10 protein-coding genes and 2 pseudogenes are annotated in these 11974 nt (G+C 55.7%); 2 read left to right on the forward strand and 10 right to left on the reverse strand.

From position 1 onward, the window contains the following. Nucleotides 1-142: 142 nt before the first annotated feature. From HY788_19405 to HY788_19450, 10 genes and pseudogenes are all read right to left on the reverse strand, one after another. Nucleotides 143-1306 (reverse strand): site-specific DNA-methyltransferase, encoded by a 1164-nt coding sequence (locus HY788_19405; protein MBI4776316.1) that lies wholly within the window; start codon nt 1304-1306, stop codon nt 143-145. 141 nt (nt 1307-1447) lie between these two features. Further along, on the reverse strand, nt 1448-2347 hold the full coding sequence (locus tag HY788_19410; GenBank protein MBI4776317.1) for an SWIM zinc finger family protein: 900 nt from the start codon (nt 2345-2347) through the stop codon (nt 1448-1450). Between the two features lie 2 nt (nt 2348-2349). Beyond that, complete coding sequence (locus tag HY788_19415) at nt 2350-5487, reverse strand: DEAD/DEAH box helicase (protein MBI4776318.1); 3138 nt, start codon at nt 5485-5487, stop codon at nt 2350-2352. A gap of 437 nt (nt 5488-5924) precedes the next feature. After that, the gene (locus HY788_19420) at nt 5925-6017 is read right to left on the reverse strand and encodes a carotenoid oxygenase family protein (protein MBI4776319.1); all 93 of its coding nucleotides are present in this window, start codon (nt 6015-6017) and stop codon (nt 5925-5927) included. A 238-nt stretch (nt 6018-6255) separates the two neighbouring features. Further along, nucleotides 6256-6651: pseudogene (locus HY788_19425) on the reverse strand (glyoxalase/bleomycin resistance/extradiol dioxygenase family protein). A 384-nt stretch (nt 6652-7035) separates the two neighbouring features. Next, the gene (locus tag HY788_19430) at nt 7036-8541 is read right to left on the reverse strand and encodes a hypothetical protein (GenBank protein ID MBI4776320.1); all 1506 of its coding nucleotides are present in this window, start codon (nt 8539-8541) and stop codon (nt 7036-7038) included. After that, entirely contained in the window at nt 8513-9190 is a 678-nt protein-coding gene (locus tag HY788_19435) for a hypothetical protein (protein ID MBI4776321.1), read from the reverse strand. Before HY788_19435 ends, HY788_19430 begins: the two co-directional genes overlap by 29 nt. Nucleotides 9191-9230: 40 nt before the next feature. Next, nucleotides 9231-10202 (reverse strand): calcium/sodium antiporter, encoded by a 972-nt coding sequence (locus HY788_19440; GenBank protein MBI4776322.1) that lies wholly within the window; start codon nt 10200-10202, stop codon nt 9231-9233. 199 nt (nt 10203-10401) lie between these two features. After that, a pseudogene (locus HY788_19445) lies at nt 10402-10602 on the reverse strand (transposase). 77 nt (nt 10603-10679) lie between these two features. Next, nucleotides 10680-11072: a hypothetical protein gene (locus HY788_19450; GenBank protein MBI4776323.1), complete on the reverse strand. Its 393-nt coding sequence runs from the start codon at nt 11070-11072 to the stop codon at nt 10680-10682. Between the two features lie 142 nt (nt 11073-11214). Between HY788_19450 and HY788_19455 the strand changes: the two genes are divergently transcribed. After that, nucleotides 11215-11442, forward strand: a complete 228-nt coding sequence (locus tag HY788_19455) for an AbrB/MazE/SpoVT family DNA-binding domain-containing protein (GenBank protein MBI4776324.1) — start codon at nt 11215-11217, stop codon at nt 11440-11442. Between the two features lie 3 nt (nt 11443-11445). Then, entirely contained in the window at nt 11446-11829 is a 384-nt protein-coding gene (locus HY788_19460) for a type II toxin-antitoxin system death-on-curing family toxin (protein ID MBI4776325.1), read from the forward strand. The last annotated feature ends 145 nt before the right edge of the window (nt 11830-11974 follow it).

The raw sequence follows: 11974 nt of genomic DNA on the forward strand, positions 1-11974 counted from the left end.
GGATGAGCTTAGGCCCAGAGCCGACAGACCAACAAAGCCCGCAGGCGGGGATCGCGCAGACGCAGAAATCTAAGTAACTGTAAGGACTTCTGTGCAAAACCAGATAAACTATGTGAGATTATATCAGCCTCGAATTCGACTTCTAAAAAATCGTAGCCTGCTTTGAATTCCTAGCGACTACGGCATGACGCAGCTTATCGACGGCGTCATCTATGTTGTCCTGCTCCAGTTCCGACGCCCAATTCCTGCAAAATTCCTTCTGCGGCACAGTGGAGTATTCCACTTCGTAGGCGTTTTGTGATGTGGCTTTGATGTTCTGGGGATCGTTGAACAGCAATTCCTTCTCCTGCGACGTCATCACCGGAAAGCCGTAGTGAATGTTTTCATGCTTCAAGACGCCTTTGGCTTTGAGCCGTTGAACGACGAATTCCACGTGTCTGATCAATCTTTGCCGAACGAGCCGCCGGGAAGTATCGACAATCCCATCCTTGAGTCGAAACAGGGCGTCTCCAAGAGTCGGGTCCAGTTCATAGCCCACACTGTTTCGGCCGGATGCGATAGCCGCCGCGGTAGTCGTTCCGATCCCCAGGAAAGGATCGACGACCAGATCGTTCTTGACGGAATACATATTGATCAAGCGATACGCCAGTTCAAAGGGAAAAGCCGCGCTTCTGTTGCGCGCATCCTTGTCGTTGAGCGCCTGGGGTGTACCTTTCACGTCAAACCACACATCCGAGAACCAGGTGTTGCGCTCCTCCCAGAAAAGCGCGCTTTCACGTCGATTCTCTTTTTCCGGCTCGATGATGAATTCCCTTTTCGGGCCTTTTCTCAATATGAGGATGTATTCATGCTCCAACGTGACATAGGCCCCGGCCGGGAGCATCCCCGATCCCATGAACTTGTTCGGGGCGTTGGTCTGCTTTCGCCAAAGCACGCACGGAAGGGATGAAAAACCCAACTCCTGGGCGGACTTCAGAATTCTCGCGTGATTCGTGTAGAGAACGAAATTCCCGTCGATGGTCCTGACGGCGTCGCCGATATTGATGCAGGCGAAACCGCCTGTCTTGATCACCCGGTACGCTTCTTTCCAGGTCGAATCGAGCAGTCGATGCATCAACTCGAAGGCCCCCGCCCCGTCGCCCTGTTTGAGCTTCTTTTTCACTCCGGCGTCCTGCAAGGAGAACAGCTCGTCCCACATTTCGATCATGGGGTATGGGGGCGATGTCAAGATGAGATTGACGCTCTCGTCCGGAAGGGCCTTCATGGCTCGGGAATCGGAAAACAGGATCTCGTGTGTAGTCTTCATGTAAACGGCCTATCAAAATTGCCCGTGAAGGATCAATACCGTTGAGCAACAAATGGCGGAATGCGCAAGGTTTTGCTTGGCTGCGTTTTCCACGCCGTGAGCAGGTGCTATGAAAGCGATGCCGAACCAGGAAAAAGACGTTCACCTTTTTCCGGCTTCTTTCCACTCCCCCAGAAATACTTCCAGGCCCGCGGGCGAAGCTGCGCTCACGATGGAATCGATGACGTCCGGAAAGGACTCCTCGCCTCTCCAGAAGGGAAAACCACCCAAGCGCTTGACGAGGGCGGCTGAAATCTTTGGTATATCGACGTCCTCTTCCGTTTCATCGGCTTTCGGTTCGCCTCCCCAGAAAAGCGCGGGGTCTTTGGGAAGAGGCTCCGGAGCATCCGCCCTCCCTTTTCCGGATTGCGATGGTCCTCCCTCATCGAAACATCGAGGTTCCGCCTTGGCATATTGACTGAGCAGAGAGATCAGCTCGTCTCGCTCGAGCCCGCGGAGTTTGAAGATCAGAAACGGGTCCCGGTCGAATTCTTCGCCCAGAAGGTAGTGCACGGCTGCGATGTGCTTGCAGGGATTCGACCAGTCCGGGCAGGAGCAATCCGTTTTGATATCCGAACTTCTTGTGGGAAAAAGAGGCACTTTGGAGGCATTGAAAGCCTCTTCGATCGACTGGGGCATCTCGCCGGCAAGAAGCCTTGCGGCAAACAGGGCGCTCTCGCAGAGTTTTTTCCCTATGAGCTTCCACTGGTTTTCCGTGAGTGTTTTCACCTGCATCTCGACTTTGTAGGGTCGGGCCCGGGAGCCTTGTACCTGGGCAGCGACTGCGCCTTTTTCGATGTCGATGGAAAGCACCTGTCCCTTCCGCGCGTAGGACTTACCCCTACCCAAACGCGCGCCTATGTTGAAGCTTTCGATAATCCCGATCCATCGTTTGGCCCACCAGGATTCGCCGAACTTCCCGCTCTTGCTTTGCGCCTTGATTCCGCCTTTGGCCTCCCTGGGTCGGGAAGGGGTGTAATTCCGATACCGCCAACGGTACATGGTTATACTCCTGTGATATCCTTTTTCAATGCAAAGAGCTGCTTCAATTCATCGTTTGAAAGCTCGGTGAGCCACCCCTCGCCTGAACTCACCACCTCTTCGGCAATGTGTTTTTTTCGCTCGATCATCTCGTCGATTTTGTCCTCGAGGGTTCCGGCGCAAATAAACTTATGAACCTGGACATTGCGCGTCTGTCCGATGCGAAACGCCCGGTCCGTAGCCTGGTCTTCCACCGCCGGATTCCACCACCGATCAAAGTGAAAGACATGGTTAGCATTGGTAAGATTCAAACCCACACCTCCCGCTTTGAGCGAAAGGATAAAAAAACTCGGAGGGTTGGCATGTTCCTGGAAACGCTCCACCATCCGATCCCTGCGTTTCTTAGAAACGCCGCCGTGCAGGAAAAGCGCTTCCATGCCAAAGGTCTCTTCCAAGTATTGACGGAGGATTTCTCCCATTTCCGCGAACTGGCTGAAGATGAGGGAACGTTCCCCGACCTCGACAATTTCTTCGAGCATTTCGGTAAGTCTCTCCAGTTTGCCGGAACGTCCGGGAATCGAGGAGCGATCTCCCAAGAGCTGCGCGGGATGATTGCAGACCTGTTTGAGCTTCGAAAGCGTCGCCAGGACCAGCCCTTTTCTCTGGATGCCCTCGGCTTCGTTCAACGCCGTCTCGACCTCTTCCAGCACGGCGCTGTAAAGCGAGACCTGTTCTTTGGTCAGCGGGCAATAGACTTTCATCTCGTTTTTTTCCGGCAGGTCCGAGATAATAGTCCGATCCGTCTTCAGCCTTCGCAGAATGAACGGACCGGTAATGGTTTTCAGACGCGTGGCAGCGTCCGGATCGCGCCTGGTCTGGATGGGCACGAAAAAGCGTTTTTTGAAATCCGCCTGCCGACCGAGAAGGCCAGGATTCAGGAACTCCATGATGGACCAGAGGTCTCCCACGTTGTTTTCCACAGGAGTCCCCGTCAGGGCGATGCGGTAGCCGGCCTGCAACGAGCGGACAGCTCGGGCCTGTTTGGTTTCCGGGTTCTTGATATTCTGCGCTTCGTCCAATACGATCCCCGCCCAATCGATTTCCCTCAGAAACCGTATATCCCGTTGCAGGAGCGCGTAGGTCGAGATGACGATGGCTGATCGTGCGGCAAGCTTCTTAAAGTCCTCTTCCTTCTTTCTGGTCGTTCCGTGATGTATGTACACAGGGAGCCCCGGAGTAAAACGCTCCGTCTCTTTCCGCCAGTTTTGGGCCACGCTGGTGGGGCAGACCAGAAGCACCGGCCCTTTGCCGTTGGCGGCCCAGTCGCGCCGCACGAGGGCGAGTGTTTGGATGGTTTTTCCAAGGCCCATGTCGTCTGCAAGGCAAGCTCCGAGGCCCCATTCGCGCAAAAACGAGAGCCAGGAATAACCACGAACCTGGTAGGGGCGGAGCGTTCCGGAAAAGCCTTCCGGCGCGGGCAGCTCCTCGAACGACCGGCGCCCGTCGATCCGTTCCAGAAAATCCTGGAGCCTTCCTTCGACTTGAACGCCGTCAAACCCGAATCCATGTGGGGCTTCCTTTGCCCCTATATGCATGTGTACGATATCCAGAAGACGGGTTTCTTCCGGTTCCTTGTTTTTCCAGAACTTGACGGCCGCTTGAATATCGGCCGTGTTCACTTCCACCCATTGCCCGCGGATTTGAACAAGGGGCGCTTTGAGCCTCGCCAGGGCCTCGAGTTCCCGGAAGGACAGCTCCTCTCCCCCCAATGCCAGCACCCAATCGAACCGGACCAGCGTCTCGAGCGAGAGGCCGCCGCCTCCGGAAAGTTCGGAACTCTTAACTTTGGCCCGCGCCGAAATTTTGGCTTTGGTTCCCGTACGGGTCCACCAGGACGGGAGCAGCACCCCAAAACCCGACTGGTCCAGAGCGGCCGCCTTCTGCGTCAGGAACTCATGCGCGCCCGCATTGTCCAACTCGTACCCGGAGGGCTTGGCCGTGTTCAGGCTCTGCTCGATTCGGGGGCAAATGGCGGCCGCTTGCCCTAGGGACGCAAGCGCGTATTCCAATGCATTGGCGCCCAGTCCCTCGACACCGGGATTTTTTGCTTTACCTCCCGGCCAAATGCTTTCCAGGGGAATCAAGAGACTGGGGTCGTTGCGCGGCTGGAGCAGATACCGCACGTACCACGGCTGATCGGCCTTCTTCTTGGCGCCCCGGCCGGGCGAGTTCTCCGGTTCCTCGAGGCGCAGGCACAACCTCAGCGGCGCGTTGCTCAGCATCTCGAGCTTGAGACGCCAGCGTCCGATCTCTCCGAACAACCGCTCGATCTCCGGTTTCGAAGCCTGGACGACTCCGTCCGGAGTCCGCAGTGCATTCAACCATGCGTCATGGACGCTCGAAAAGACCGCGGAAGAGCGGGAGAGTCTCTCGGAAACTCCCCTGGACGGCTGCGTCGAGAGACGGACGATACTGTCCACGCTTTCAGAAATGAATTTTTCCAGAACGCTGTAGGCGGGCGCCGAGGGAGCCTCCCTTGCGGTCACGTCGGTGAAGGCTCGGGCCGCCGGAGGCATACGCCGCGCGAGCGCGGAGAGGTGCTCGACATCCTTCCCGAAAAACACCGGCTCCCAGACGGCTCTGGCCTCGTCTTCCTCTAAAACGAGACCGGGGACCAACTTCCGGCGGGCGACGAGAGAACCGGCAAACCGCAGGGCTTCGGACCAAAACGCCACATCGGATCCAATGACCAGACCCCTGGCCAGGATCCGTTTGCCCATGCACTCGCACAACAGCTCGACCGTTTCTTCCCCAGACAGCGGGTAGATCTCCACAAGCCACGGTTTCAGAGTAGGCTCTTCGTCCTGGTCCGGCGATTCGGCGATCAGCTCGCTCGACGGGATCGGTCCTCCTCCCGTTGACGGCGCCCAAAACGAGGCCCGAGTTCCGCTTTCCTCGTACGGATCCAGCCTGAACCCCGCCGAGGCATGGATCAAAGATTCGGCAAGAAACGAAAGACCGGGATCAAAAGGGTATCTTCCAAGCTTGCGCTGCCGGGTCTTTTTCCCGGTAGTCGGACCGGTCGCATCGAAGCTCCCGGTCGGGGCTTCACTCCACAAAAACGGGAGCCCGGCATAGACTCCCATATGAAGCACAATCATTCTTGTTACCTTCGCGAGATGTTCGGGGAAAACGAACCTTCCGGGTTTCGGAATTCATTATCCGGAGTTGAATGCGGTTCATCCTGGCGGCTTTTCAGCCACTATTGCCCTTTATCGGTCAGTCGATATTTCTGCAAGCCGTAAGATATAATATTTGCAGTGTCTTGTGTAACATAAAAAAAGATCGCCGGATTCCGGACAGACATCCACGCTTGCTTGTCGTGGGGATAGGATCCGGACCCGCATCAAGAGGGAGGCTCCCCCGAGTGCGCTGCAGCCGGACCCGCCGGCCCTTGCGGCTTTTCAATCTTATCTGTGGAGTGTATGGAAGGATTGCGGCCCTTTGGCCCCGGCAAAGTAGTTACCTTGGAAGCCGAAAGGAATGGGACTGGAAACTTCCGATCGAGCGAATTCCTCGTAGCTGGAGGGTTTCAGGATCAGCAGAAACGACGTCCCTTCCGAGCGTTCAGCACCACCGAAAGCACGATCCCGTCGTCCTCTTTCGACGCGTTCGGAGCGGCCACAAACACGGGCTCCCGGGTAACACCCCTCTTCGTACCACGATGCCGAATCTTCGTCTTCGAGGTCCAACTTCACAAGGCTCTCGATGAAGTCACCGGTCGATCTTTCAGCCGGGCGTCGAGAATCCCGGATGGCACGGCGAGAGGTTCATGGTCAGTTTTTTCCAATCCACTGTTGAGCTGCAAAAGCGGAACCGGTGTCGCTCCACTGAGTGCACGTTTGGTAAGTAGGTATGTGCTCGATGTTCACCACGCTGGGTTCCATGTACATCAGTTCCCAGATGTGATTGTCCAAGTCCTGGAATCCATGCCCATACATGAAACCGTAATCTTTTGGGAAACTATAGGTCGTACCTCCCGCAGCCACCGCCTTGGAGATCAACTCATCGACCTGCTGTCGGCTTTCGCAAGACAAGCTCACAAGCACTTCCGTGCTTTTCGAGGCGTCACAAATGGACTTGGGAGTAAACTCCTCAAACAGGGCCTCGCTCAACAGCATAACGTGGATGTCATCGCTGACGTCGATGCAGGCGGCGGTGTCGTCCGTGAACTGAGGACTCAACTTGAAGCCCAGTTTTCCAAAAAACTCGACGGACCGGTCAAGACTCTTGACCGGAAGATTAACGAAGATTTTAGCGGCCATATCTCCTCCTTTGTGTCGGTTTCGAACTGCGCGACGGCGAAGAGGCGTACTCCACTCGCTGTAGCGTTCGTTACCGGCTTTCCTCCGATTCATTCTGGAAATGATGAGTACCGAGAATACGAAGGTTTTGAGAGAATAAATATAAGGTGAATACCCTATAAAAGACTTCAAGACTCCGTATTGACTTCGAAATGCGGACGAAACGTCGGGAAGATGCGGATAGGATCTGTCACCTACGGTATATACCTGTGACGAACCCGTCGAGGAAGCACCCGCCACGCAATCTGCGTTGCGTGGTGAAGTCCGTTGGTTGGGGAAGAGCGGCATTACCCGTAACTCGGGACCTGCCGCCCAATAGGGGTCGTAAATTTTCGGTGAATAGAATCAGTGGGAGTTCGCTCTCGTGTACATCCTGTCCATAAAAAATGGATCGTCAAACTGGCGTTCGCCCAGGAACGCGACGGCATGACGGCCCCACTGGCGCATACCGCCCGGAGAGAGAACACCCGTGGGCCACAGGATAAATCGTTCCAGCCTCTCGCTCCCCGGAACGATGCCGTCTTGGCCGAACATGCTTCTTCGCCCCGTCTTGGAATGGGGCAGGCTCCGGAGTTGATTATAGTCCGCGAACGCATAAACGGCCATGGGGGGCCGCGCTTCGCGAGACAAAGGGTACAAGTGCTGAACGAAGTGGGTTCGGCTCTCCATAGCCAGCGTCATGAATTGCTTCGAAAAATCCAGATCGGGCGCCTTGAGAATCAGTGGGGGTTCGGCATAATCGATCTTTTCGCGAACCTGCAGCCGATTGGTGGGATAGGCCTTGTAATAGCATCCGCAGTTATGAATCGTCTCATACAGAAGCGGAACTCCGTCCGTATCCAGCGTGACGCGATAATTGACTCCGTCGAGCAATCCCCCATAGATGTCCAGAGGGCCCTCCTTGGGCCGGCAGGGAAACCAGATGATGTAGTTCAGCTGGGTGAGAACGTCCTTTCCGAAACGCGTGAACGAAAGCAGCGTGAAGGTTACCGGGTCTCCCGTACGGACCTCGAGAATGCCCTTGTCGGTCCAAACAGGGGCTCCGATTCGGTCACAGTCGCCCTGGATCTGGATTTCCCAAATCGGGGCGTGCAGCCGGAAGAGCGCCTCTCGCTCTTCGCGGGTGTACACGGGAACGCCCAGTGCATCACGATTTGTCGATGAGAAGATTTGAGTTACGGACGTCGCATCGATTTCCCGGTCCGTGCCATAACGGATGGTTTTCCAATCGACAGGAGGTTCAAGCGAAAAGCGCTTATGTACCTCGGCATGCCACTTGGACACTCCGTGAGAAATAAACAAACCGGTGAATGGGTAAATGCCGAGAACTCTTCTGAGTGTGATATACTCGTCGGACGCCGAAGCGCGCTCGCGCAACGCCCGGCGATGTTCGCCGTTTGGAAAATCCGCCATTTTCAGAAGATCCCCACAGGCAGCGGTTCTCCTGTTCAGTTCGGCCGGGTCGATCACGGGCGCCGAAGTCGCTTCGGCCGAATCAGGCAGGTTGGCGATTTCATATTTGCGAGCCTCTCGATCCAGCTCCTGCAATCGATCCAGCCACGCGGCAAAGGCAGTTTCATCGTCCACCTCCTCGCGAAACGAGGATAAGAATCGATTCACTCTCAAGTAAGGATATCCCTTCACCCGGAAAACACCGGGATCGAGAACCTCGGATTCTTCGATTCGCTGATCGAGGGACGAAAAAAAATCCGCACAGCTTCCCAGCGGTCCGGTTTCTCCAATGCGACCCGATTGGGTGGGTAGCGGTATGGTTGCGCAACCGGCTGAAAAAAGAACCAGTAAGAAGGACGCAAGAATGACTTTATCGATTAAGCGGCGGAGTCTGTTCATCGTCTGTTTTTCCTTTAAATTCCCGGCCGGAATAGCGATCCGTCAAGCGCAAGACGGTCTCCTGCTCCCAACGCGCCGTGTATGAGAGAAAATCTTTCATGCCTCCTCCCCACGGATAGACGGCCCAGATGGAGGCGCCCCGGAAATCGAAGTAGGCCACCTGGGTCACTCGAGTGCTTCCCTGTACAGACTCTATCCGTATGTACCCATAATGGTATTTCTGATCGCACTCTTCCGGATTCATCAGGACAAAATCAAGGCGATGGATGGCGGAATGCACGGTGGTTTTCCATCTGAAAACGATTCGAGGCACATGGGTATATTCGTCCTCGGTAATCACGCTGTCGCCGCTGCGTGAAATGAAACGGTGCTCTCGAATGTATTTGTTGGTTACCAAGAAATCGTTATCGAAATCGGTTTTGAATTTCCAAAATACATCCAACGGCGCACGCACAAGATAAACAAGCTTATAAGCCTGCCCTCCCCTGCTGTCCGGCGCTAAACGATAAATGGCCGCCCCGTCCTCCGCCGATGCGCGATCTCCGCTTTTCTCGCCGGCCCCATTAGACATCGACGACAAGAATAACAAAGGGAGGGCCAAAATCGTCACGGGCAAAAGGCTCGAAAACTTTGGCATCATGCATTTCATGACAGGTTTCCTAAAAAAACACTGCCTCTGACGGCGAATCTCACAGCCTCGAGACACGGGTCGCCAAATACCCGATGTAGCCGACGTAGCAGGCAAGCAGCACCGCCCCTTCGATGCGGTTGACTCGCCCGGAACCTCGAAATCCATAACCGATGACGAACAGCGAAACAGTGAGCGCCGCCATGACCGGGATGTCCCGGAAGAATATTTCAGGCCCCACATTCATGGGACTTATTGTTCCGGCTATTCCCACTACGGCCAAGGTATTGAACAGGTTGGAGCCGAGGACATTACCCAGCGCAATGTCATCCTCTCCCTTGCGCGCGGCGATGACGGATGAAGCCAGCTCCGGCAGCGACGTTCCCGCGGCCACAACGGTCAGTCCGATGAACAGGTCGCTCACCCCGAAACCGTGAGCGATTTCGACCGCCCCCCACACCAGGACACGGGAACTCACGATCAGCAGGACCAGGCCGATGGCGAGCCGGAAAACCGCTTGGCGGATCGGCATCGCATGCACCTTCAACTCCTGGTCGACTTGGCTGCCCAGCGCGTCTGTTCGTTTCTGCATGCCTTGCCGTATACTCCAAGCCATCAGTCCGGCAAACACACCCAGCAGCACAAAAGCATCGATACGGGTGATTTCGCCGTCCCAGACCTGCCAGGCGGCCAGGACCGTGACTGCGGTCAGTATCGGTAATTCCTTGCGAAGCACCTGCGAATGTACGGCAATGGGACTGATCATTGCCGCAAGTCCCAGGATCAGTGCAATATTCGTGATGTTCGATCCGTAAGCGTTTCCGAGGGCAATGCCCGGATTACCTTGTGACGCGGCAATTGCGGATACCACCAATTCAGGCGCGGAAGTACCGAAGCCCACGATCACCATGCCGATCAAAAGGGGCGGCATTCCGAAATACCGTGCGGTGGAGGCGGAGCCGTCCACAAAATAGCTGGCGCTCCACACGAGGAGCGCCAAGCCAAGGGCGAGTGCGAGAAAGGCTGTTGTCATAACGCTACCATATGAAATTATGGCCCTGGGTGGATATGGGCATGGAATCGCTCCCCCGCCCGGGCCAAGTTGTTCACGACACTTTGTAGGGGCACTGCCCGCCATGCCCCCGGCATCATACCATCCAGACCTCGATTTCAGATGCAGGCAGGAGCGACCGACCGGTTTCTTTCGCACGTCCATTCAATTCATCCGACTCCCATTTTGTGGGATTGTTGCGGATGTATTCGCGGATTCGGTTCAATTCCGATTCATTGCGGATGATGTGTTCCCAATAATTGCGTTGCCACAATTTGGCGCCTGGGGTGCGGCGTATCGAGTTAATGCGTTTGGTGACGGCGGATTTGAATGAACGAACAATCGTTGGCACCGAACCCGAAACGGGTTTGCCGAATTGTTCACGATTCATGTCGAGGGCGCGGCCTATCGCGGCCCCATACATGACCATCGCCAAAATCCCATGAACCAGGATGAAAATCATTCCCTTTTTCGGGTATTCTTCTGCAGCCATCCGTTTACGAAACCCGCCAGTAACGACACGCCGACGAAGCCCACGGTCAGCAGCAGCACCCAGGACAAGCGCATCACCCAGACCATATACTCCGCGCTGCCGAGGCTGCCGGCGTACCGCGGCGCCGGCAGGACCACGGCCACCACGGAGGCCAGGACGAATGCTTTACTTGCCAATCCGACAAAACTCCACCTGTTGCTCTTGCCGGTATCCGTCATTTGCCAGTGGACCCCGAATTGAGATTTCACCCAGGAGTTGGACTCTTTGATCCGTCTTTTCGAGTCTATCAAATCCTGAATTGCGATGCAAAACTCCAGTGCGAGGTCGGGGCTTATTCTGACGCATGTACTGTCGTGCAAGAAGAATCGTCGCCGTTTCGATCAAGTCATTAAGCCGGGGTCAGGAGGTCCGCGGAAACCCCCATCATCTTTCTTGACGAAATTTTCTGTCCGTTTTATCTTTGTATTGACGTTGTAATAACCATAAATCATGGAGGCCGCGATGATCAAAACGCTGACCAAGCATGGCAACAGCCTGGCGCTGGTGATCGAGAAACCGGTCCTGGAACTGCTCGGAGCCGACGCCGAAACTCCTTTCGAAGTCACTACCGACGGCCGGGTGCTGATTCTTTCCCCCATCAAGGATCCCGACCGCAGCGATGCGTTCAAGAAAGCCCTCGACAAGGTCAACGTCCGCTATTCCAAAGCGCTCAAAAAGCTGGCGGAGTAGGTTGTGAAATTTCTTAGCCTGACCGAGGTGCTGGAGATCCAGCGGGATCAGATCACCCGCTACGGCGGCGCCTCCGGCATCCGGGATATCGAGTTGCTCAAATCGGCGCTCGGCATGCCGTCTGCTGCCTACGGCGGCGAGTTTCTGCATACCTACGTTTATGAGATGGCCGCCGCCTATCTCTTCCACCTGGTCAGGAATCGTCCCTTCCTCGACGGCAACAAGCGGGTCGGCGCGGTAGCGGCGCTGGTCTTCCTGCTGCTCAACGGCCACGCCTTCGACGCGCCGGAGGATGATTTCGCCGAGCTGGTGCTGTCCGTCGATCGAGGAGAGATCGGCAAGGCCGAGGTGGCGGTCTTCATTCGCCGCTGGAGCCGGGTGAAGTAGCTATTTCTCCCACCACCATTTTGGACGCCGGTTCGGTTCCCAAAGGCGGAATCGAATGGTATATAGCATTTGTCAGAAATATGTTCCGCTTGGTGCGATATTGTGAACAAGTGAAACTAGACATTTGTGATCTTGTGTGTCACAA

This window comes from Deltaproteobacteria bacterium (assembly GCA_016208165.1).
Lineage (GTDB): Bacteria > Desulfobacterota > Desulfarculia > JACQYL01 > JACQYL01 > JACQYL01.